The sequence below is a fragment of the Arthrobacter zhangbolii genome, from assembly GCF_022869865.1.
Lineage (GTDB): Bacteria > Actinomycetota > Actinomycetes > Actinomycetales > Micrococcaceae > Arthrobacter_B > Arthrobacter_B zhangbolii.
Map to the genome: position 1 here is coordinate 1,040,267 of NZ_CP094984.1, position 22,279 is coordinate 1,062,545.

Below are 22,279 nucleotides of genomic sequence, written 5' to 3' on the forward strand. Positions count from 1 at the left end.
TCAGTTCTCCTTCATGGGGTCGCGGCCGTCACGGATAATGGCCGCTGCCCGGCCGGCACTGCGCCGAAGAGCGGGAAGCTCGTCGGTGCTGCCGATGACATTAACGTGGCCGATCTTACGTCCCGGACGCACTGATTTGCCGTAAGTGTGTACCTTGACGGCGGGTTCCGCCGCCAGCGCGAGGGGATAGGCGGAAAACAGGTCGCTGTTCTCCCCGCCGAGGAAATTCTTCATCACGGCCGCACCGCTTGTCAGAGCTGTGTCACCCAGAGGCAGGTTCAGGACCGCCCGCAGATGCTGCTCGAACTGGCCCGTCACCGAGCCGTCCATGGTCCAGTGACCGGAGTTGTGCGGGCGCATGGCCAGTTCATTGATCAGGAACCCGCAGCCACGGCCGGGTGTTTCGAAGAGCTCCACGGCCATGACGCCGGTAACTTCCAGCTCTTCGGCCAGGCGCAGGGCTGCTGCTGCCGCCGCGGCCGCTATCTCCGGGTCCAGGTCCTGGGCGGGAGCGATCACTTCGTCGCAGACGCCGTCCACCTGGATCGAGTGCACTACGGGCCAGGCCCTGCTGCTGCCGCCGGGGGTGCGGGCAACCAGCGCGGACAGCTCCCGGCTGAACGGGACCTTTTCTTCAACCAGCAGCGGGCCGTTGCCGAACCAGTCGGTGCAGTCCAGGGCCGCGGCTGCATCCTCCACAATCCGGACGCCCTTGCCGTCATACCCGCCGCGGGGGGTTTTCAGGACCACGGGCCAGCCTGTGGTGTCACCGAACGCGGTGAGGGCCCGGACGTCGGACACTTCCGCCCAGCGGGGATTGGGCAGGCCGAGCCGGTCCACGGCCGAACGCATCACGAGTTTGTCCTGGGCATGCAGGAGCGCGTTCGGACCGGGCTGCACATTGATCCCCTTCTCCACGAGGGCGTGCAGGTGTTCTCCGGGCACATGCTCATGGTCGAAGGTGAGCACGTCCACGCCGGCGGCGAAGTCGGCAAGAACTGCCAGATCGCGGTAGTCGCCGACTGTGGCATTCGCCACTGCGGCAACGGCCGACACGTCGGGAGCCTCGGCGAGCACACGCAGCTCGAATCCGAGTTCTGTGGCCACCGGGGCCATCATCCGGGCGAGCTGGCCGCCGCCTATCACACCGATAATTGGAAAATCCACGCCTTAAGGGTACCGAAAAGGCCTGCAGATCCCGCTCTGCTACGCCGCTGTCCTTGGCCTTACCAAGCAAACACCCACCAAGGAGCGGTAAGATCGCCTCTTGACCGCCGTGCGTCCGCGCGACGGCTATGGGCAGTCGCCGTCTCTACCGGCCGCTGTCACCGATCGGCCTCGGAGGGTCATGTTTACATCGCTGCAATCCCGTCTTCGGGGCCTTGTTTCCCTGTTTTGGCGGGAAGTTGCCAAGTTCGGAACCGTAGGTGCGATGGCCTTCGTCATCGATAACGGCCTGACCCTTTTCCTGATGCACGGGCCGATGTCCGGCAGCGAGGTCAAGGCCCGTTTCGTCGGTGCGGTGACCGCCACCCTGTTCTCCTGGGTTGCCAACCGTTACTGGACCTTCCGGCGCCGCCGGAACCAGAACAAAGTTGCCCGCGAACTGGGGCTGTTTGTCCTCATCAACGGTGTGGGCATCCTGATTTCCACCGGCTTTACCTGGGTGGCCCGGTACCCGATGGGAATCCAGGACAAGAACCTGCTGTTCCTGGCCGGTGTACTCGGCATTTGCGTGGCCACCGTGCTGCGCTTCTTCGCCTACCGGTTCTGGGTCTTCAACGCCGAACTGGACCAGGAACCCGGGTTCGAGCAGGACTACGAGCTCCTGGAAGAGCCGGCAGCCCAGCGCCCGGCACGCGGCGCCCGCGCCGTCGGCGTTCCCCGCACCGAAGACGGCCCGGCGCCGGGGTCCGAAGCCGGCACGGGCCACCGCGGCACCGTCGACGCCGGAGTGGTCAACACGGGTGCGCTGAACACCGGTGCCCTCAACAACGCCTCTGCCGAGTCCCCGGCTCCGGAAAACACCCGAACCGGGAACCCTGTCAGGCCTCCAAACGCCTAGTCACCCGCTCGGAAGCGAGCAGCCGTTCGCCGGGCTCCGTGCCGGCCGGGGTAAGCACCACGGAGCCGCCCGCCGCCCAGATCCGCAGCGCTTCGGCCAGGACCAGGGGCAAGTCAGCTGAGGCTGCCAGCAGGACCTCGGCCGATCCATCCTCCGCCTTCACGGGCAGTGCAGCATAGGTTACGGTTCCGCTGAGTTCCGCCGACGCCGTTGCCGCGTGCACCTCCAGGGCCGCCCCGGCCGCCTCCGGTGCTCCTTCTGATACGTAGGTGTCCGCGTAGGACCGGATCTCGGCGGCATAATCCACCACGCCGGCAGGCAGGTCCCCCGGGAACGAGAGGTCCAGTGCCCCCGGAGCCACTGCGACCACCGTGCCCTGCGCATCGGGTTCAGGTGAATCGGTCACCGTCACTTCTGCCGCCGTGCCGCCATCACCCAGCACCGCGGTGCCGCCGGTCTGCCAGACTGCCAGCACCCACACCAGGGTCTTCCAATGCACGGGCAGATCCAACCGGACGCGCATGCCGGGCTCGGCATCCAGTTCATCCATCAGGAAATTCGAGGTTTTGGCAACCCAGTTGTCCAGGACTTTCCCCGACAGCTCGATCCGCTCCCCGGCGTCGCCGTACCAGATCAGCGCAGGGGAGGTGGCCTGCCGGGTGCGCAGGTTGGACAGGAGGGTGCTTACTGCGGACGTCGTCATTCGGTGGAGCCTCTTTCTCTAAGTGCCGTACTGCTCTCGAAGTGCCGTACTGCGGGCTGCCGGGCTTCAGCGAAGGCCGTTGCACGTAGCCGCCCGGGAAAAGTCCGGGGCAGCCGAAAAAGTTCCGGCTGCCGGCGTGCCGGGTGTAAAGTCCGACGCGCCGGGAAAATGAAGAAAATCCCGGGCGTGGCGTTCCCCGCATCTGCCGATTGAACTCTATAGGATGCCTGAACAGCTTGACGGAGCCGTATTACACACGTGTAATTAGGTATCGGATTTGCTCCAGCCACAAGGGAGGACCCGCGGGTTATGCCTGCGGTCCCGCCACACAGCCGCTGCTGGGGCAATAACACCGGGAGGACTCCATGGGGCAAGCAGAACACAACCGGGACAGCAGCGTCATAGCCGAACAGGCGTCGGCGAGCTACGGTTCCAGAGGCGTACCAGTTGACTGGTACGTGGATCCTGCGGACCCGGGAGCCGCAGAGAGGTACCGCCGCGAGGCGGCGGGATCGCTGGATGACCAGGCCACGGCTTTCCTGGCCGCCCATGAGGCACTGGCGGACGTTCCCGAGGAAACCGAACCGGTACTGGATCCGCCGGTCTCCCTCTTTTCCGGTCCTCCCGCCGAAGACCGCCCGGTGTGGATCGGGTTGCCCGGTCTGGGCCAGGACTACGCCGATGAAGGCGAACTCGGGTGGCAGGCCGATGCACTGTGTGCGCAGACGGACCCTGAAGCCTTTTTCCCCGAAAAGGGCGGTTCCACGCGGGATGCCAAGAAGGTCTGCGCAGCCTGCAATGTGCGCTCGCAGTGCCTGGAATACGCACTCGCCAACGATGAGCGGTTCGGCATCTGGGGCGGACTGTCCGAGCGTGAACGCCGCCGGCTTCGGAAGCAGGCAGTCTAATTCTTTCGCAAGTCCATGTCTGCGCCATTGTCGTAGCCCACAATGGCGCCCAATATCTTCCTGAAACACTGTCCGCCCTCACCGCACAAACGCGGCAGCCGGACTTCTTTATCGGCGTCGACGCCGGATCAACCGACGCCAGCGCCTCCGTGCTCCAGCTCGGCCTGCCGGTAGGAAGCCCGGTCATTGCCGCACCGGCCCGCAGCGGTTTCGGTGCGGCAGTGAAGGCCGGCCTGGCGGAGCTCCCTGAACACCGCCGTGCCGCCGGCGCCGGCGCGAACACTGAAGGCGCAGCGGATCCCGATCCGGAGCACGAGTGGATCTGGCTGCTGCATGACGATTCCGCCCCGGATCCCGGCGCGCTCGACGAGCTTCTCCTGGCAGTGGAGCGGGCGCCGTCCGTCACTATTGCCGGCACCAAGCAGGTGGAGTGGGATAACGAACGCCGGCTCGTGGACGTGGGCATCACGGTCAACCGGTGGGCCGAGCGGCTGACCATGGTTGACGCGGATGAGCTGGACCAGGGCCAGTATGACTTCCGCAGTGACACCTTTGCCGTGAATTCGGCCGGGATGCTGATCCGCCGTGATGTTTGGGACCAGCTGGGCGGATTCGATCCTGCCCTGCCTGGCAGCGGCGACGACATTGACCTGTGCTGGCGGAACCGGCTGGCCGGAAACCGCGTTGTGGTGGTCCCCGCCGCCCGCGTCCGCCATGCCGGTAACCGTCCCAACCCAGCAGGCGCCGCCTCGACTGCCCGCCGGGCGGAAATTTTCCTGCGGCTCAAGCACGCCCCGCTCTGGCAGGTTCCCTTCCTGATGGTTGGCGCCGTCCTGGGCGGGATCGGACGTTTCTTCCTCGGGATGCTGGCCAAGGACCCCGGTTATGCCGCGGCGGCGCTGCTGACCAGCACCGCCGCCGTCTTCAGGCCCGTGGACTTGTACCGTTCACGCAAACAGGCCGCGGCAACCCGGCGTCGTCCGCGCAACGCGGTAAATGCCCTCCGAAGCGGTCCCCGCGAGGTCCGTGAGCACCGGCGGTCCCTGACCGAAGCCCGGGCCGCTGCGCTGGCGCCGGAAACCGCGTCAACCGGTGGCCAGGAGTATGTTCCCAGCGGTGACGCCAATGATGACTTTGCCGCTCTTGAAGGCCCCGGCCGCAGCTGGGTTGGCATCGGCGCGCTGACGGCTGCCTTGCTCCTGACCGGTGCCTCGCTCGCCGCCCTGCACCGTTTCCTGGGCGCCTCGGCCCTTGCCGGGGGAGCCCTCGCGCCCCTTGGCCAGGGTGTTGGCACGGTCTGGACCGCAGCAACCGGCTGGTGGGCGCAGATCGGGTCCGGATATCCCGCCCATGCCGATCCGTTCACCTACGTTCTGGCCCTGCTTGCCCTGGCCGGCTTCGGCAACGGCAGCGCCGCCGTGCTGGTACTTGTGATGCTTGCCCTGCCGCTGGCAGGGCTGAGCGCATGGTTTACCGCCGGAGCGTTCACCGCGCACCGCGGACTCCGTTTCTGGGCGGCCATGTTCTGGGCTGCAGTCCCCGCCTTCCAGATTGCCCTGGGCGAAGGCAGACTGGGCGCCATCCTGGTGCATATCCTGCTGCCCCTGACGGTGCTGTCCGTTGCCCGGGCCGTGGGCGCCGGCTCCGCTGCCCGGTTGGGAAGCAACCCGGAGACTGCCGCCGGACCGGCCGGAGCCGCGATACTGGGACAGGCAAGCGGGAAAACCCGGCCGGCCGGTGCCCCGTCCTGGACAGCCGCGGCCGTTGCCGGCCTGCTCCTGGCTGTGCTCACCGCTGCCGCACCTTTGACGTTTGCCCTTGCGGTTTTTGCTGTCTTCCTGCTGACGCTCGCCCTGCGGGGCAGGGCGCGAACGCTCTGGTGGGCCTTGCTGCCACCGATTGCCATGCTCCTGCCGCAGGTTCTTTCGGCAGCGCCGAATCTCCGCAGCCTCCTTGCGGATCCAGGGCTTCCGCTCGCGTTCGACCGCGCCGAACCGTGGCAGCAGCTGCTGGGCTATCCGGTGGCCTTCGACGTCGAGGGAACCCTCGGCGGACTGCTTCCCCAGGGTCCCTGGCACCTCCTGCTGGCGCTGGTTATAGGCGCCCCGGTGGTGTTGCTGGCGGTCGTGTCCCTCTTCCGCTCAGCCACTGCTCCGTTGGGGCGGCTGACCTGGCTGCTGGTTCTGCTGGCGCTCCTCCTGAACCTGGCTGCCTCGTATGTGGGCACCGCTGCGGCTCCCGAGGCCGTAGTTACACCCTTTACCGGGCCACTGGTCTCCGCCGCGGTGCTGCTGTTGCTCTGCGCCGCTCTGGCGGCGGCGGGGGACCTGCTGGGCGGTCCTGCCCGGTCCGTCTCCCGGGAGCGCGCTCCGGAGGGCGCAACTGCTCCGGCTGTACGCCGTCCGCGCCGGGCCCTGGCCCTGGTGCTGGGTACGGTGCTGGCGGCCGGCCCCGCCGCGAGCCTGGCCCTGTGGGCTGTTCCACAGTTCACCGGCAGCGGGTTTACCGGGAACGCCACCGAAGCTGAAGCCGGCGCAGCCGGTATCCTCCCCGGATTCACCACCGACATTGACGGTGCTCCGGCGCGCAGCCTGCCGGCTACCGCTGCGGACGCAGGCAATGGTGAAGCGCAGTCACGCAGCCTGGTCCTGCGGGCGGATGAACAGGGTAATGTCACTGCGGCCCTGATGCGCGGCGGTGGCACAACTCTGGAACAGCTCTCCACCATTTATGCTGCCCGCACCCTGGAGGGCATGCCGGGGGTACCGGCCGAAGACGACCCCGCCACGGCTGACCTGCGGCGGGCGGTGGCGGTGATTACCGCCGGTACCGGGGTGGACCCGCGTCCGGACCTGGCCCGCCTTGGCGTTGCCTTTGTGGTGTTGCAGGAATCGGATACGGCGGCGGAGCTGCTGGCGGGCCGCATGGACTCCGTTCCCGGCCTCGCTGCCGTTGGCCAGACCGAATCTGGTTGGCTCTGGCGGGTTACCGAACCATTGAATGACGCGGGTACCGAAACGCAGTCCGGCGTGGGCTCACGGGTACGCATCCTCAACGCAGACGGCAGCACGGCTGCAGCGGTCCCGTCCGGTACCGAGGGCGTCCGGGCGTCCATTCCTGCCGGCGGGGAGGGACGGCAGCTGGTGCTCGCCGAACGCGCAGACGCCGGTTGGCATGCGAGCCTTGACGGCAGGCAGCTGACGGCCGTGGACAGTGAGTGGGCCCAGGCCTTCGAACTGCCGGCCGACGGCGGCGAGCTGGAAGTGGCCTACTCCAGTCCGTGGGAACCCTGGGTGGAAGCACTGCAGCTGCTGGTGATTGGCCTGACGGTGCTGCTGGCACTGCCCACGCCGGCCGCCGGCCGCACCGTGCGGCTGCCGGGCAGGCGCGACGCGCCGCAGCGCCGGGAAGGGCCGCCGGAAACGGGCGGTGCTTCTGCGGGCGCACTGCCGCAGCCGCCCGCCAGCCATATGGCGGTGGTTTCCGCTTCCGGCAGCACGACGCCGGCTTCGTCCGAACAGACGGTGGCGTCCACCCCGGAGTCCACCAACCGGGCGCCGGTCCACTCCGGAGCCGCCACCCACCCGGAACAGCGTGCCTCGGAAGGAAGCAAGCCATGAGTACCGAGAGTTTCGGAGGCGGCCGCCGGGCGGCCCGGCAGCGGGAGAAGGACGCCGCCGACCGCACCGCGGCAGATACTGCTTCGGCCGAAGACACCGCACCGGCCGGTGACACCGCATCAGCCGGGGAGTCTGTTCCGACCGATGCTCCCGGCGACACTGCGTCAACCGGGGTGCCTGCTGCGGCCGGTGAGTCGGCAGCGACCGGAAATACCGCACCAACCGGTGACTCCGAGTCGGCCGGTGAGCCTGCATCTACCGAGGGTCGTGCTTCGGCCAGTGAGCCTGCACCATCCGGTGAGCCTGCACCGTCCGGTGAGCCTGCCTCGCCGGAGAATTCCGCTGCCGCGGGCAGTTCCGCCGCAGCTGACGGACCGGAAAAGACGCAGGACAAACCGGCAGACCCGCCGATAGCAGCAGCCGGCAAGGCGGACCGGGCGGAAGGGCCGGTGCCGGCCTCCGGTCCCGCGCCGGCTGCCGGTCCCGCATCTGCGTCCGGGGCCGCAGGGTCCCGGGAACGGAAACGCGGCTCAGCACGGCGCAGCACCGGAAGATGGGCCGCCGGCATCCTCCTGCTCGCCTGCACCGGCGCAGTGGTGGCAGGCGCCGGGGTTACCGGTATCGGCGCGTCAGCCCAAAGCGTTGAAGTGCCGTTCGCTGAGGTCCCCGCCGGACCACTGACCGGTGTCTGTCCTGAACCGCTGCGCCTGCTTTCGGGCAACGTTGCGGGTACCGATGCCGAATTCAGTGCTGAGTCCACGTCTGCCCGCAGCGTTGTCAACGCGGCTGTGCTCGCAGCGGCCGGGACGCAGCTGCCCGCTGCCGGTTTGGCCAAGGTTGCTAACGGTGCCTCGCTGGCCGAACTGTCCGCCGGGACGTCGGATACGCCGCCGCTGGCAGGCACCCGGCCCGGCGCCGTCGTCCGCGACCGCGCGCTTTCCGCCGCAACCCTGCTCAGCGCCGAACCGTCGGGAGCGTTGCAGGCAACCGCAGGTGCGGGCATGACGTATACCGCGGCGGACGGTGACCTCACCGGACTTGCCGCGGCCAACTGCCAGGCGCCTGCCAATGACCTGTGGCTGGTAGGGGCCCGGACGGCTGTTGGTGCCACGGCGGTCCTGCAGCTGACCAACCCCTCGCAGACGGCTGCCGACGTTGATTTGGAGCTTTACGGTACTGCCGGCCCCGTGGAAGGGCCCGGCAGCCGGGGCATATCGGTGGGACCGGGGCAGACCAGGAATGTGGTGCTGGCCGGCCTGGCCGCCAACCAGGAGTCCCTGGCGGTGCACGTGCGCAGCTCCGGCGGACCGGTGGCTGCCGTGATTTCGCAGAACATCCTGCGGGGTTTGACTCCCGGGGGTGTGGAACTCATCCAGCCGACCACTGCTCCGCAGCCCGCGCAGGTGATCAGCGGGGTCCGGATCCAGAATCCGGAAACCACCCGCAAACTCGCCAAGGAAGACGGCTACGCCTCGGTGCTCCCGTCCCTGCAGGTGGCCGTACCCGGCGCGAGCGATGCCGTAGTGAACCTGCGGGTGTTTGGTCCGGCGGGGGAAGTGCAGCTCGAGGGTGGCGGAAGCTATAACGTAGCGGCCGGAACCGTGAGCCGGCTTCCGCTGGATTCATTGCCGGAAGGTACGTACACGCTGGATATCTCCGCTGACGCAGGTGTGGCAGCCGCAGCCGTCTTCAGCCGTGGATCCGATCCGGAAAAGGGTACTGACGTAGGAGTTGCCGCCGCCGGTGAACGGCTTGGCAGCGAGCACCTGGCAGTGCTGCCTTCGGCGGATTCCGTGCTGTCCTTCACCGCACCGGACGGTGCAGCCGAAGTGCAGCTGACCGGAGTCACGGCGTCCGGGGACCTGCTGGCGGAAAAAACGGTGAAACTGGGTGCCGGTTCCGTCACTGAAGTCCGGCCCGGAGATCTGGGCGGCTCCGTTGCGGCAGTTCTCATCCATGCCACCGGCGCGCCGGTCTTCGGTGCGCAAAGCGTCACCGGCGGCGAGACCGGGATCAGCGCGCTGACCCTCCCGCGGGGCAACGTGGGCGGGAGTCGCGTCCAGGTGGGCGTGGGCTACTAGCGCGGCGCTAGAGCGGACGGTACCTGCCGTACGCCGGATCAATGGTTTCCGGGTCCATACCCATCAGTCCGGCGAGCTGCTCCACGATGACGTCGTGGAGCAGCTCGCTGACGGGAACCAGCCCGTGCGCTGCGGTTTCCACGGCATGCCGGTAGATGGTGATAACCGGGGGACGGTTCGGTCCGGCCGGTGTTCCGGCGCCGAGGGGAATGGGTCCGCCTGAGCGTGCCAGTTCCTCGAGATCGGGCGGAATCTCCTCCACCAGAAACTGGTAGCTCTGAATCTGTTCGCCCCACAGGCGTTCAAGGCGCTGCGCTGATTCGAGCACCCATTCATCAAAGCGTTCAGCGCGTGTGCGGGCGCCGGCCAGGTGCGGGGGAATCAGGTCTCCGCGCAGGCCCCGGCCGTGCCGGTTTCGGCGGCGCTCCCGGAAGGACCGGGCGGGAGCATCGGCGGAGCCGGGCGCCGCGGAGTCCGGCCCGTCTTCCAGGCGCACCCGGAACGAAGATCCCATGGACATGTAAGAACTCTAACCGCTGCCAGCCGGTGCGGGGACCCGTTTCCCTCGGGTCCGGGGAGCCTTTTTCCCGCGGCTGCGGACCGGCGCGCCTGCGCGGGCACCGGCGGAGGAGCGGGTAAAGTGGTCGTCCGTGGAATCCTTACGTCAGTGCTCGCGTTCAGCCTGCCGCCAGCCGGCAGTGGCTACCCTGACGTACGTTTACGCCGACTCCACCGCAGTTCTCGGCCCCCTCGCCACCTATGCGGAACCGCATTGTTACGATTTGTGCGCCGGTCATTCCGGACGGCTTACCGCCCCGCTGGGATGGGAACTGGTCCGGCTTAACCTGGAAGGCCAGCCCCGGCTCCCCAGCCGGGACGAACTCTCCGCTCTTGTGGACGCGGTGCGGGAACAAGCCGCAAACACCCCGGATGAGGACGACGACGAGCCCAAGCGCAGCGGCAAGCATGCGCTGGAGCCGCCGGCCGAAACCCCGGGAACCCGCCGGGCGCATCTTCGCGTCCTGCGCGAACAGCACTAAGCCCCGGTACATCCTTCCTCCGAAACGCAGGGAGCAAAGGGTTAGGCTTGGCAGTGACGAGCCGCCCGCTGCGGCACCTGATCTCTCAAGGAAGTGCTGTTTCCATGGCCACTATGACAGCCGGACTCCTCGAAGTCCTGCGTTGCCCCGTCACCGGTTCCCCGCTCACCCAGGACGGTGATGAGCTGGTTTCCACCGCGTCCGATGCGTCCGGGAACCCGGTCCGGTACCGGCTGGAAGAAGGCATCCCGGTGATGCTGAAGGCCGATTTCGACGCAGCGGAGGCCCCCGGGCCGGCCGCGGATCTCTGAGGATGTGCGCATGAGTATCGATTTCAAAGTAGCCGACCTGTCCCTCGCCGAAGCCGGCCGGCACCAGATCCGGCTGGCCGAGCACGAAATGCCGGGCCTGATGGCCCTGCGGCGTGAATACGGTCCCTCCCAGCCGCTCGCCGGTGCACGGATCGCGGGATCCCTGCACATGACCGTGCAGACGGCCGTACTGATCGAAACCCTCACGGCGCTTGGTGCGGAGGTCCGCTGGGCCTCCTGCAACATTTTCTCCACCCAGGACGAAGCCGCGGCGGCAGTGGTGGTGGGCAGCGGCACCCCCGAGGAGCCTGCAGGCGTTCCCGTCTTCGCGTGGAAGAACGAGTCGCTTGAGGATTACTGGTGGACTGCTGAGCAGATTCTCACCTGGCCCGAAGGCTCGGGCGGCCCGAACATGATTCTCGACGACGGCGGCGATGCCACCCTGCTGCTGCACAAGGGTGTTGAATTCGAAGCTGCCGGGTTTGTGCCGGAAAGCCCAAGGGAAGGAGACGAGGACTACTCCTACGAGTTCACCGTCATCCTGGACCGCCTGCGCCGCAGCCTCGCCGAGCATCCCGGCAAATGGACCGAAATTGCCAAGGGCATCCGCGGCGTGACGGAGGAAACCACCACCGGCGTGCTGCGGCTGTACCAGCTGGCCGCCGAGGGGAAGCTGCTGTTCCCGGCCATTAACGTCAACGACTCGGTCACCAAGTCCAAATTCGATAACAAGTACGGCATTCGCCACTCGCTGCCGGACGGCCTGAACCGTGCCACCGACACCCTGATTGGTGGAAAGGTGGCTGTGGTCTGCGGATACGGCGACGTCGGCAAGGGCGCCGCCGAGGCGCTGCGCGGGCAGGGCGCACGGGTTATCGTCACCGAGATTGATCCGATCTGTGCCCTGCAGGCCGCGATGGACGGATACCAGGTGGCCCGGCTGGAGTCGGTTCTCGGTCAGGGTGACATCTTCATTACGACCACCGGCAACAAGGACATCATCATGGCCGAGCATATGGCTGCCATGAAGCACCAGGCCATTGTGGGCAATGTTGGCCACTTCGACAACGAAATCGACATGGCCGGTCTGGCACGGGTTCCCGGGGTACGCAAGGTCGAAATCAAGCCGCAGGTCCACGAATGGGTCTTTGACGAAGGCACCGACAAGCAGCGCAGCATTATTGTGCTCTCCGAAGGGCGCCTCCTGAATCTGGGCAACGCCACCGGCCACCCCTCGTTTGTTATGAGCAACTCCTTTGCCAACCAGACGATCGCCCAGATAGAGCTGTTCACCAAGCATGGGACCAGCCGTCCGGACGGCACCCCGGAGTACGCAAACCAGGTGTACGTGCTGCCGAAGGTGCTGGACGAGAAGGTGGCACGCCTGCACCTGGGCGCGCTCGGCGTCGAGCTGACCGAGCTGACAAAAAGCCAGGCCGATTACCTGGGCGTGGATGTTGCCGGCCCGTTCAAGCCGGAGCACTACCGCTACTAGCGGCTGTTGCGGTGGAGCCGCGGCCGGGTGCCGGCCGCGGCTAGTCGCTGAACGGCATGCGGTGCAGCCGCGCCGCCAGCGCCTCGGTCTGCTCACGCTGGCGGTCCAGCCGCACGTAGTCCCTGTCCCGCCGCTCGGCCATCACCGCCCGAAGGTAGGCCTCGGGATGGGTGCCGGCCGGAGGCTGCGGAGAGATGAAGGCGCTGGTTTCTGCAGCCAGTTCGGTGGCCAGCGCAGTCCGGGCCGGTGCTGCCATACGGCCGCTCTGGGCCAGGAAACGCGAAATCCGGCGCGACAGGCCGTCCGGCAGCCGGCCCATATCCGCAAGGTCCGCCCACGGCTCAAGTTCCGGGGGCGTGTGGACCAGCGGCGGCAGGGGAGCCACTACCCGGTCCCGCAATGCGTAGGTCCCGGCGAGAATGTCCCCGAGCCGCTTGGACCTGTTATTAAAGAGAGCCACGGTGAAGGCCAGGGAACCGGCCAGGAGATAGATTTCCAGCACCGCAGTGATGGCGCGGATAAAGGCATGCCGAAACCGCACTGAGCCGCCGTCGTCGCGCACAATCCGAAGGCCCATGGCCAGCCGGCCCAGGGACTTGCCGCGCGTCAGGGTCTCCACACCGGCGGGTACCGCCACGAACATCAGTACCACCAGTGCCAGGGAGAGCGTGCGGGCGAGGGCGGGATCCGACTCGGCCACTGCGTTCCCGACCAGCAGCATCAGCCCGATGAACACGGTTACCTGCGCCACGACGTCGATAATGGCGCTGAGCATACGGGCAGCGAATCCCGCCGGACGCAGTTCAAGGACCACCGCCTCACCGGTAACAATGGTGCTCATATACGTCCTCCTCGAACCATGGGTCAGGACCACTGTACCGACCCGCTAGGGTGTAACCGTGGACCTCGATGCCTTTGCTGCCGTGCACAGCCCGGATTGGAAGCGGCTTGACGTTCTCGTTGCCCGGCGCCGCCTCAGCGGACCCGAGGCGGACGAGCTGCTGCGGCTCTACCAGCGTGCCTCCACGCACCTTTCCATCGTGCGTTCGGTGGCTCCGGAAGGCACCCTGTCCGCGGCGCTGTCCATGCGGCTTTCCCGGGCCCGCACCCGGTTGACGGGCAGCCGGTCCAACTTCCTCGAGGACATGGCATTTTTCTTTGTGTTCTCCCTGCCGTCTGCGTTCTACCGGATCCGCTGGCTCACCGTCGCCATCGGGGCAGCGTTTATTGCCGTTGCCTGGCTGACCGGTTTCTGGACCGTGAATACCCCCGGTGTGCTGGCCGCCGTGGGTTCCGATGCTGAGATGCGCCGGTATGTGGAAGAGGACTTCGTCAACTACTACTCCGAGAACCCGGCGGCGTCCTTTGCCGGGATGGTGTGGACCAACAATGCCTGGATTGCCGTGCAGGCGGTGGCTTTTGGCATTACCGGGGTCTGGGTCCCGTGGATCCTCTACCAGAACGCCGTCAACGTGGGCCTAAGCGGCGGAATGATGGCTGCGCACGACAGACTCGACGTCTTCTTTATCTACATCCTTCCGCACGGCTTTATGGAGCTGACCGCCATTTTCATTGCCTCCGCGGCCGGGCTTCAGATTTTCTGGACGTTACTGGCCCCCGGCCGCCGTTCGAGAATGAATGCGCTGGCCCAGGAAGGCCGCTCCCTGATGACTGTTGCCCTGGGGCTGATTGTGGTCCTCTTTATTTCCGGCCTGGTGGAAGGGTTCATCACCCCTAGCCCGCTCCCGGCCTGGCTGCGCCTGACCATCGGTTTCCTGGTGTTCGCGGCGTACTGGGTCTACACCCTGGTGCTCGGTGGCCGTGCCTACCGCGCCGGCTATCGGGGCGACCTTTCAGCGCGCGACGCCGGTGCCTCCGTCCTGACCGCCTAGCCTGCGGGCGGGGTGGCGCGCGCGCCGACACGCACCGGCCCGGTAGGGTCGAGGTAGACCAGCGTCGACCACGAGCGTCGAATAGTTTCAGGGAAGTGAAAGAGGAAGCAGTGGCCAGCCAGGACGAAACCCCCACGCATCGACCGACGGCGGGAGGCGAGCCTCCCAGCGACGGCCCGGTGACGCCCGAAACGGAGACCGGCGCTGTTTCAGCCAACGGATCCTCTGCCCGCGAAGCCTTGCACGGTACCAACGAACATGACGCCTGGGATGCCGAATTCAACGGCCTTTCCGGCGGTGACACGCCGGACGCAGCGAACACTGAGGTCACGGGTGGCCGCCGCGATACCGCAGGTGAACCTGCCGCAGATGAACCTGCCGCCCCAAAGCCTGCCGCAGCCGAGACTGCCTCCTCTGAACCTGCCGCATCCCACACTGACGTAGCCGAGCCCGCTGAGGCTGTCTCCGCCGACGGAAACAACGCGGGTACGCGGGAGTCCAATGGTGCCGGCGCAGCCGAGACGCCTATAACCGGAGCTGCTGCAACGGATATGACTGTCCCGGGAGGACACCCCGCGGTCGCCCAGCGCAGCCACCTGCCAATGCGCCGGGCAAGCACGCTTCCGGATCTGAGCCGTTACGCCTCCCGGTCCGATGACAGCCGAACGGATACAGGCGAACCGAACGCCGGAACCGCGGCAACTGCTTCCGGGTCCGATGCCGAATCCGGGGAACGAAGCCTGCGCACACCAGGGGAGCGCAGTGCCGGCCACGGTGCCGCTGCCGCCGGAGCAACTGCGGGTGCAACCGCCGTTCCGGGTGCTTCCGCCTCAGCTGCATCTGTGCCCTCCACATCTGCGGGCTCCGCTGCGGATGTTTCCGCCGCCGATGCCGCCGTCACGGATGTCCACGGTTCAAATGTCCCCGGTTCAAATGTCCACGGTTCAAAAGCCCCCGGTCCAAACACGCCCGGATCCGATCTGCCCGGTTCCGAGGTCCCCGCCTCCGGCGCGGATACCCGTACGGCCGCCTTCAAAACTGTGGACGTCAGCGCCACGAGATCAGGCGCCGCAGGGGCCAGTGCCGCAGGAGCAAGATCCGCGGGGGCACAAGCCGCGCAGGCACAAGCCGCGCAGACACAATCCGCTGACAAAGACTCGGCAGAAGACGGCGCGGATTCAGCGGATTCCCGTGCCAACGAGGACTCCCTGTCTCCGGCGGAAGCCGAACGGCGGGCCCGGGAACGGGAAAAGGCCGCTGCCGGGAAACCCGTTCTCGCCCGGGTGCTCCAGGTGATGATTGCCGTGTTTTTCCCGGTGATGCTGCTGGCGGCCGCCATTCGTGCCGTGGCAACGCCGCTGTTCCTCTGGGCGGAGTACCACCGGCCCGGGTTCCCCGCCGACAGCTACGGGTTCACCACCGATGACCGGATGACCTACGGCTCCTATGCCGTGGATTATCTCCTGAACTGGACCGGTCCCCGCTATCTGGGGGACCTGGTGGGTGACGGCGGGGAACCGCTGTACCTCGAGAGCGAGGTCAGCCACATGGCTGACGTCAAGACGGTGCTTACGGCAGCCTTTGTGGCGGCGGCGGTGATGGCCGTCCTGAGCATCTGTGCAGCGTTCTACCTCGCACGGCGCAGCCCCGGCGGCATCCGCAGGGCTCTCTTCTCCGGTGCCGCCGTCACTCTGGTGCTGGTCCTCGTCCTCCTGACCCTCGCCATCCTGGGCTGGGAGCAGTTCTTCACCCAGTTGCACACGGTGTTCTTCGCCAACGGAAACTGGACCTTCAGGCTGGACGACACACTTATCCGGCTCTTCCCGGCGCAGTTCTGGATGGACGCCGGCATTGTGATCGCGGCCCTGGTGCTCGTCACCTGTGCGGTTGTCCTGGCCTGCTGCTGGCCGACCAAGGCACGCCGCAACCGGGCCCGGGCGGCACGGGAAGCCGCACGCCGCCGGTACACCGACTCGCTGGACGCCCTCTAGCAGCCGGACCCGCAGTCCACACAGAAAACCCCCGTACCGCCTGGCGGTACGGGGGTTTCCTGTGCTCGGGCCGCAGCGGTGCTACTTGGCGTAGAGCTTTTCAACCTCGTCGGAGTAATCCGCAATCACGGCGTTCCGGCGCAGCTTGAGGGTTGCGGTGAGGTGACCGGACTCCAGGGTGAAGTCCTTGGGCAGAACCGTGAACTTACGGATCTGCTCTGCCCGGGACACCGTCGCATTGGCCGCGTCCACGGCGTCCTGCAGGATCTGCTGCACCCGCGGATCATCGCCGGCAACACCGGTGGGGGCGCCGTTTTCGCGGCTCCAGGCTTCCAGCGCCTCGTCATCAAGGGTAATCAGGGCCGAGACAAACGGGCGGCCTTCACCGACGACGATCGCCTGGGAAACCAGGCGGTTCTCGCGGATCTTTTCCTCCAGCGGGCCGGGTGCCACGTTCTTGCCGCCGGCGGTGACAAGCAGGTCCTTTTTCCGCCCGGTGATGCGCAGGAATCCGGCGTCGTCGAGCTCGCCGACGTCGCCGGTCCGGAACCAGTCACCGTCGAACGCTTCGGCGGTAGCTTCGGGGTTGCGGTGGTAGCCCTTGAAGACCACTGCGCCCCGCACCAGGACCTCGCCGTCGTCGGCAATCCGGATGGTGGTGCCGGGCATGGGCAGGCCCACGGTGCCCACCCGTGTGCGGGCCACCTGGTTGACGCTCGCGGGGGCGGTGGTCTCGGTGAGGCCGTAACCCTCCAGGACCGTCACGCCGCAGCCGCGGAAGAAGTGCGCCAGCGTCGGGCTCAGTGCGCTGGCACCGGAGATGGCGAATTCCGCATTGCCGCCCAGGACTGCCCGGACCTTGGGGTAGAAGAGCCGGTCAAACAGTTTGTGCTTCAGGGACAGTGCCACGGACGGCCCGCGGCCGCCGCGCGCGGCAGAGTCCTTGGCTTCCGAGTAGGCAATGGCCGTGGCGGAGGCCGCGGCAAACGCCTTGCCCTTGCCGGCGGCTTCCGCGGACGCCTGTGCGCCGGTGTAGATCTTTTCGAAGATCCGCGGCACGGCCAGCAGGAAGGTTGGAGAGAAGGACTTGAGATCGCTCATCAGGTCCGAGGCGCTGCGGGAATGACCCACCTTCACGCCGGCGTGAAGGCAGCCGACCTGCACTGCGCGGGCCAGCACGTGGGCCAGCGGCAGGAACATCAGGGTAGTGGGATTCGGGACCTTCAGCATCTCAGGGAGAACTTCGATGATGTTGACGCCGAACAGGGCGAAGTTGCCGTGCGTGATTTCGCAGCCCTTGGGACGTCCCGTAGTGCCGGAGGTATAGACCATGGAAGCGGTGTCTTCGAGATTGGCGGTGCTGCGGGCAGCCTCCAGGGCGTCGTCGCTGACGCTGCTGCCGGCTGCGGCCAGGCCGGTGAGCGAGTCGGCACCGTCGCCGTCGTTCATCAGCCAGATGGAAAACTCCCCGTCAAGGGCGGAAACGGCTGCCTGGACAACGGCTGCCTTGCGTTCATCCTCAACAAACACGTGCCGGGCACCGGAATCCGCGAGGATCCATTCAACCTGGGACGGGGAGGAGGTTTCGTAGATCGGAATGGTCACGGCGCCGGCGAACCAGTTCGCCATATCCGCCACGGTCCACTCGTAGGAGGTCCGGGACATCACCGCAACGCTGTCGCCCGGGCGGATCCCCGAACCGATCAGGCCCTTGGCCAGCCGGGAGACTTCGGTCAGGAACCGGTCGGCTGTGACGTCCTCCCACTCTGTGCCGTTTTTTACGGCGTACAGAACCCGGGATGGATCCTTTTGGTGCATTTGGAGCAGCAGATCCGTGACGTTGGAATCTGCGGGAAGGCGGACCAGGAGGTCAGTGGCGGACTCGCGCACTTAGGCCCTCTCTTTCTGTGCCGGGGCACATGGGTAACGAGACTAAATCCAGCTGGGCATCCACATACGCAGCCGCCAGTCAGAATACGGGATGGTTTCCGCCGTCCAGACCGGCATGAAGAATGCCGAGAGCAGGACGGCACCCGCCACGAAGCAGCCGACCACCAGCAGGCCTGCCCGTCGCCGCGGCAGGCTGTCGGAGCGCCGGCCCAGAACCAGCCCCAGGACATACACCAGGGCCAGGACCAGGAAGGGCTCGAAGGAGACCGCGTAGAAGAAGAATGTGGTCCGTTCAGGATAGGCGAACCAGGGCAGGTATCCAGCCGCCACTCCGGACAGGACCGCACCCGCGCGCCAGTCACGCCGCCCTATCCAGTAAAAGAGCACCACCACCAGCGCCAGGGCGGCACCCCACCAGATCAGCGGATTACCCACCGAGGTGACGGCAGTGGAGCAGCTGTCCGCCAGGCAGCCGTCCTCGCCGGCGGAGGAACCCTCATAGAAGAAGGACGTGGGCCTGCCCATGAACAACCAGGTCCACGCGGTGGAGGAGTAGCTGTGTTCCGAGCTGAGCCCGTTATGGAAGGCATAGGCGCTGCGGTGATACTCCGCGAGGGAACGCAGCGATGCGGGCAGCCAGCTCCAGCCCTCGTCCGGATTCTGCGCGGCCCACTGCCGGTCATAGGCGTCCTCGGAACGCAGCCAGCCGGTCCAGGTGGCCAGATATACGAGGGCGGCGGTGGGAATGATGGTCAGGAACGCCGGGATGCCGTCCCGGAACAGTGCTCCTTCCCACCCGGGGATGCCCGCAACCCGGCGGGCGCTGACATCCCACAGCACCGTCATCAGCCCGAAAACGGCGACGAAGGCCAGAGCGGACCATTTGGTGCCAACGGCCAGCCCCAGGCAGGCTCCGGCAACCAGCCGCCATGGACGCCAGAGGAGCCACGGTCCGTACAGCAGTGCCCCGCGCGGCGCGGGGACGGTGCCCGGAGGCCCGCCCGCCGTGCCGGGACTGCCGTACAAACGGGCCAGCCGGCGGGCGAGCCGCAGCCGGCCGTCCCTGCGGTCCAGCAGCAGCGCCCCAAACGCGGCCACCACCCAGAACGTCAGGAAGACATCCAGCAAAGAGGTGCGCGAATGGACAAGATGATGCCCGTCAACGGCCAGCAGGAGCCCTGCGACGGCACCGAGCGCGGCGGAGGAAAACAGCCGGGCGGCAATCAGGCCTACGAATAGGACGGTCAGGGTGCCCGCCAGCGCGGCGCCGAAACGCCAGCCAAAGGCATTGTCCGAGCCGAAGAGCGCCATGCCGAAGGCGATCATCCATTTACCCGCGGGCGGGTGGACTACGTATTCGGGACTGTCCAGGAGGATGCCCGGCTGACCCGCGTTGAAGGAATCGTTGGCGTTCTCCGGCCATTCCCGTTCATACCCGGACTGCAGCAGCGAATAGGCGTCCTTGACGTAGTAGGTCTCGTCAAAGACGAGGGAACCCGGTTCGCCGAGGCGCACAAAGCGCAGCACTCCGCCCAGAACGGCCATCACCAGGGGCAGCAGCCATCCGGCGGTTCCCAGCGGCACCAGGGTGCTGCCCAGCAGGCGGCTCCGCAGGGACTCAAAGCTGAACGCCGACTGGGGAGATTCCAGCAGCGGCGCGGCCTCACGGCGGGCTTTCACGGTTCCGGTGAGACTCACGCGCACCACTCTATAGCCTGTCGCGTAGGGTTGGAGGGTGGACTCGAGCAAGAAATCAGGCAACCAAACCGGTACTACGGCAGGTACTGCCGCATCTGAGCGCGCAGGCTCCGGGCAGATTGTCCTGGCCGCGACCCCCATCGGCAATATGGGTGACGCCACCAACCGGCTGATCGGACTGCTTGAAAGCGCCGACATCATCGCCGCCGAGGATACCCGGCGGCTGCACCGGCTGGTGAGTGCCCTGGGCATCACCACCCGCGGCCGGATCATCAGCTACCACGAGCACAACGAGGCTTCCCGGACCGCTGACCTGCTGGAGATGGTGCGTGGCGGCGCCACCCTTCTGATGGTCACTGACGCGGGCATGCCGGCCGTGTCCGATCCGGGTTTCCGTCTGGTCGAAGCCGCGGCTGCGGAAGGACTGACAGTGACCGCAGCGCCGGGTCCCTCGGCGGTGCTTACGGCGCTGGCGCTGTCCGGACTGCCCACGGACAGGTTCTGCTTTGAGGGGTTCCTGCCCAGGAAGCCGGGGGAGCGCAGCACCCGTCTGGCCCAGCTCGCCGGTGAACAGCGCACGATGGTGTTCTTCGAGGCCCCGCACCGGCTGGAACCGATGCTTCGGGCACTCGATGCTGCGTTTGGCAGCGACCGGAGGGCAGCGATTGCCCGGGAACTGACCAAGCTGCACGAACAGGTACTGCGCGGCCCGCTGCGCGAGCTGCTGGAGTGGGCCGAAGCCGGTGACGTCCGCGGAGAGATTGCCGTGGTGGTTGAAGGCGCACCGGACGCGGCTCCTGAACAGGCAGCCGACCACGTGGGGGCTGTCAACACGCTTATCGAGCAGGGACTCCGGTTGAAGGAAGCCGTGGCAGCCGTGGCCGAAGAGGCCCGGATCAGTAAGCGCGAACTGTATTCAGCGGTGCTTGAAGCGCGGAGTTGAACCCGGTCCCGGCTGGGCACCTGCACAGCGGAGCCGCTTTGGTGCAGTGCACCCTCGCATTTACAGGGTGAGTGCCCGAAGCCTACGGTGAAGGGTAGCGCGGGCACCGTCCGCGCCGCACCCTACGAATTTCTGGAGGCGCCCCCATGGGTATTCCCGCACACCGTGAAGCCGAACTGCTGGCACAGGTCCCCACCGGCCTGCTGATTGACGGCGAGTGGCGGGATGCTGCCGGCGGGGCCACGTTCGACGTCGAGGATCCCTCCACGGGCAAGGTGCTGCTCAGCATTGCCGATGCCTCCACCGAAGACGGTGGCCTGGCCATGGACGCGGCAGCGGCGGCACAGGAATCCTGGGCACGTACGGCACCGCGCGAGCGCGGGGAAATCCTGCGGCGCGCCTTTGAGCTCGTGACCGAACGCGCCGAGGACTTCGCCCTGCTGATGACTCTCGAAATGGGCAAGCCCCTGGCCGAGTCCCGGGGCGAGGTGACCTACGGTGCAGAGTTCCTCCGCTGGTTCTCCGAGGAAGCGGTTCGAGTCTCCGGCAGGTACAGCACCTCCCCGGACGGCAAATCCCGGCTGCTGGTGACCAAAAAGCCGGTAGGCCCGTGCCTGCTGATTACGCCCTGGAACTTCCCGCTGGCCATGGCAACCCGCAAGATCGCCCCGGCCGTGGCGGCCGGCTGCACCATGGTGCTGAAGCCGGCGAAGCTCACGCCGCTGACGTCCCAGCTGTTTGCAGCCGTGATGATGGAGGCCGGGCTGCCGGCCGGCGTGTTGAACGTTGTGTCCACAACGTCGGCCGGGGACGTGACCGGCCCGATCCTGAAGGACCCCCGGCTGCGCAAGGTGTCCTTCACCGGGTCCACCGCCGTGGGCCAGGGCCTGATCCGGGATGCGGCGCACAACGTGCTGCGCACCTCCATGGAACTTGGCGGGAACGCGCCCTTCCTGGTGTTCGAGGACGCGGACCTGGACAAGGCGGTGGACGGCGCCATGGCCGCGAAACTGCGGAACATGGGTGAAGCCTGCACCGCGGCAAACCGGTTTATTGTCCAGGACACGGTGGCCGATGAGTTTGCGGAGAGGTTCGCCGCCCGGGTGGGCGCCATGACCACCGGACGCGGCACCGAGGACGAATCCAAGGTGGGGCCGCTGATCGATGCAAAATCACGGGACAAGGTGCACTCACTCGTGACGGATGCGCTCGACGGCGGTGCCCGGGCCCTGGTGGGCGGCGCCCCTGAAGAAGGCCCGGGCTATTTCTACCAGCCGACCGTCCTGAAGGACGTTGCACCCGACGCCCGGATCCTCAAGGAGGAAATCTTCGGACCCGTAGCGCCCATCGTGACGTTCTCGACCGAGGACGAGGCGGTGGCACTGGCCAACAACACGGAGTTCGGCCTGGTGTCCTACGTCTTTACCAGCGACCTGAACCGGGGGCTCCGGATCGGCGAGAAACTCGAATCCGGGATGCTGGGGCTCAATGCCGGCGTGGTGTCGAACGCCGCAGCTCCGTTCGGCGGCGTGAAGCAGTCGGGGCTGGGCCGTGAGGGCGGGGCGGAGGGGATTGAAGAGTACCTGTACACGCAATACACCGGTATTGCCGATCCCTACGCCGGGTAGGTGCCGCCGCCGTC

At 67.0% G+C, this 22,279-nt stretch carries 16 protein-coding genes and 1 pseudogene; 11 read left to right on the top strand and 6 right to left on the bottom strand.

Annotated features, from left to right (window positions below; all coding sequences use genetic code 11):
- On the bottom strand, positions 1-1,119 hold the full coding sequence (locus MUK71_RS04920; protein WP_231710003.1) for a 5-(carboxyamino)imidazole ribonucleotide synthase: 1,119 nt from the start codon (positions 1,117-1,119) through the stop codon (positions 1-3).
- Positions 1,120-1,348: 229 nt separating this feature from the next.
- Here MUK71_RS04920 and MUK71_RS04925 point away from each other — a divergent pair.
- Positions 1,349-1,834 (top strand): annotated as a pseudogene (locus tag MUK71_RS04925) (GtrA family protein); the annotation flags it as partial.
- 211 nt (positions 1,835-2,045) lie between these two features.
- Here MUK71_RS04925 and MUK71_RS04930 read toward each other — a convergent pair.
- On the bottom strand, positions 2,046-2,768 hold the full coding sequence (locus MUK71_RS04930) for a TIGR03089 family protein (RefSeq protein WP_227904231.1): 723 nt from the start codon (positions 2,766-2,768) through the stop codon (positions 2,046-2,048).
- 365 nt (positions 2,769-3,133) lie between these two features.
- On the opposite strand from MUK71_RS04930, the gene MUK71_RS04935 reads away from it, so the two are divergent.
- The 3 genes from MUK71_RS04935 to MUK71_RS04945 are packed head-to-tail and all read left to right on the top strand — an operon-like array spanning position 3,134 to position 9,377.
- Complete coding sequence (locus tag MUK71_RS04935) at positions 3,134-3,676, top strand: WhiB family transcriptional regulator (RefSeq protein WP_231709980.1); 543 nt, start codon at positions 3,134-3,136, stop codon at positions 3,674-3,676.
- Between the two features lie 26 nt (positions 3,677-3,702).
- Positions 3,703-7,296, top strand: coding sequence for a glycosyltransferase (locus tag MUK71_RS04940; protein ID WP_227929044.1), 3,594 nt, complete (start codon positions 3,703-3,705; stop codon positions 7,294-7,296).
- Positions 7,293-9,377 carry a DUF5719 family protein gene (locus tag MUK71_RS04945; RefSeq protein WP_227928895.1) on the top strand — a complete coding sequence of 695 codons (2,085 nt, stop codon included), beginning with the start codon at positions 7,293-7,295 and terminating at the stop codon, positions 9,375-9,377. The genes MUK71_RS04940 and MUK71_RS04945 overlap by 4 nt, the downstream gene beginning before the upstream one ends.
- A 7-nt stretch (positions 9,378-9,384) precedes the next feature.
- Here MUK71_RS04945 and MUK71_RS04950 read toward each other — a convergent pair whose 3' ends face one another.
- Positions 9,385-9,897: a metallopeptidase family protein gene (locus MUK71_RS04950; protein WP_227928896.1), complete on the bottom strand. Its 513-nt coding sequence runs from the start codon at positions 9,895-9,897 to the stop codon at positions 9,385-9,387.
- Positions 9,898-10,027: 130 nt separating this feature from the next.
- Here MUK71_RS04950 and MUK71_RS04955 point away from each other — a divergent pair, with 130 nt between their 5' ends.
- From MUK71_RS04955 to ahcY, 3 genes are all read left to right on the top strand, one after another.
- Entirely contained in the window at positions 10,028-10,417 is a 390-nt protein-coding gene (locus MUK71_RS04955; protein ID WP_227904234.1) for a DUF3499 domain-containing protein, read from the top strand.
- A gap of 104 nt (positions 10,418-10,521) precedes the next feature.
- A complete protein-coding gene (locus tag MUK71_RS04960) occupies positions 10,522-10,728 on the top strand; it encodes a Trm112 family protein (RefSeq protein WP_227904235.1) in 207 nt (68 codons plus the stop codon).
- A 10-nt stretch (positions 10,729-10,738) separates the two neighbouring features.
- The gene (ahcY, locus tag MUK71_RS04965) at positions 10,739-12,223 is read left to right on the top strand and encodes an adenosylhomocysteinase (protein ID WP_227928897.1); all 1,485 of its coding nucleotides are present in this window, start codon (positions 10,739-10,741) and stop codon (positions 12,221-12,223) included.
- A gap of 40 nt (positions 12,224-12,263) precedes the next feature.
- Here the strand turns inward: ahcY and MUK71_RS04970 are convergent, their stop codons facing one another.
- Entirely contained in the window at positions 12,264-13,064 is an 801-nt protein-coding gene (locus tag MUK71_RS04970; RefSeq protein WP_227928898.1) for an RDD family protein, read from the bottom strand.
- Positions 13,065-13,122: 58 nt separating this feature from the next.
- Between MUK71_RS04970 and MUK71_RS04975 the strand changes: the two genes are divergently transcribed.
- Both MUK71_RS04975 and MUK71_RS16270 read left to right on the top strand, forming a co-directional pair.
- Positions 13,123-14,115, top strand: a complete 993-nt coding sequence (locus MUK71_RS04975) for a stage II sporulation protein M (protein WP_227928899.1) — start codon at positions 13,123-13,125, stop codon at positions 14,113-14,115.
- A gap of 95 nt (positions 14,116-14,210) precedes the next feature.
- Positions 14,211-16,106 (top strand): TIGR01906 family membrane protein, encoded by a 1,896-nt coding sequence (locus MUK71_RS16270; protein WP_341482037.1) that lies wholly within the window; start codon positions 14,211-14,213, stop codon positions 16,104-16,106.
- A gap of 81 nt (positions 16,107-16,187) precedes the next feature.
- On the opposite strand, the gene MUK71_RS04985 is transcribed toward MUK71_RS16270, so the two are convergent.
- Complete coding sequence (locus MUK71_RS04985; protein WP_227928900.1) at positions 16,188-17,996, bottom strand: AMP-dependent synthetase/ligase; 1,809 nt, start codon at positions 17,994-17,996, stop codon at positions 16,188-16,190.
- A gap of 42 nt (positions 17,997-18,038) precedes the next feature.
- On the bottom strand, positions 18,039-19,541 hold the full coding sequence (locus tag MUK71_RS04990; protein ID WP_227929045.1) for a dolichyl-phosphate-mannose--protein mannosyltransferase: 1,503 nt from the start codon (positions 19,539-19,541) through the stop codon (positions 18,039-18,041).
- Positions 19,542-19,812: 271 nt separating this feature from the next.
- Here MUK71_RS04990 and rsmI point away from each other — a divergent pair, with 271 nt between their 5' ends.
- Complete coding sequence (gene rsmI / locus MUK71_RS04995) at positions 19,813-20,637, top strand: 16S rRNA (cytidine(1402)-2'-O)-methyltransferase (protein WP_279326976.1); 825 nt, start codon at positions 19,813-19,815, stop codon at positions 20,635-20,637.
- A 146-nt stretch (positions 20,638-20,783) separates the two neighbouring features.
- Positions 20,784-22,265: an NAD-dependent succinate-semialdehyde dehydrogenase gene (locus MUK71_RS05000; RefSeq protein ID WP_227928902.1), complete on the top strand. Its 1,482-nt coding sequence runs from the start codon at positions 20,784-20,786 to the stop codon at positions 22,263-22,265.
- Positions 22,266-22,279 lie beyond the last annotated feature (14 nt).

What these genes read in the sequence shown, in the direction of transcription:
- MUK71_RS04920 (WP_231710003.1), bottom strand. Translation starts at nt 1,119, where the DNA reads ATGATGGCCCCGGTGGCCACAGAACTCGGATTCGAGCTGCGTGTGCTC.
- MUK71_RS04930 (WP_227904231.1), bottom strand. Translation starts at nt 2,768, where the DNA reads ATGACGACGTCCGCAGTAAGCACCCTCCTGTCCAACCTGCGCACCCGG.
- MUK71_RS04935 (WP_231709980.1), top strand. Translation starts at nt 3,134, where the DNA reads ATGGGGCAAGCAGAACACAACCGGGACAGCAGCGTCATAGCCGAACAG.
- MUK71_RS04945 (WP_227928895.1), top strand. Translation starts at nt 7,293, where the DNA reads ATGAGTACCGAGAGTTTCGGAGGCGGCCGCCGGGCGGCCCGGCAGCGG.
- MUK71_RS04950 (WP_227928896.1), bottom strand. Translation starts at nt 9,897, where the DNA reads ATGTCCATGGGATCTTCGTTCCGGGTGCGCCTGGAAGACGGGCCGGAC.
- MUK71_RS04960 (WP_227904235.1), top strand. Translation starts at nt 10,522, where the DNA reads ATGGCCACTATGACAGCCGGACTCCTCGAAGTCCTGCGTTGCCCCGTC.
- ahcY (WP_227928897.1), top strand. Translation starts at nt 10,739, where the DNA reads ATGAGTATCGATTTCAAAGTAGCCGACCTGTCCCTCGCCGAAGCCGGC.
- MUK71_RS04970 (WP_227928898.1), bottom strand. Translation starts at nt 13,064, where the DNA reads ATGAGCACCATTGTTACCGGTGAGGCGGTGGTCCTTGAACTGCGTCCG.
- MUK71_RS04990 (WP_227929045.1), bottom strand. Translation starts at nt 19,541, where the DNA reads ATGGCCGTTCTGGGCGGAGTGCTGCGCTTTGTGCGCCTCGGCGAACCG.
- MUK71_RS05000 (WP_227928902.1), top strand. Translation starts at nt 20,784, where the DNA reads ATGGGTATTCCCGCACACCGTGAAGCCGAACTGCTGGCACAGGTCCCC.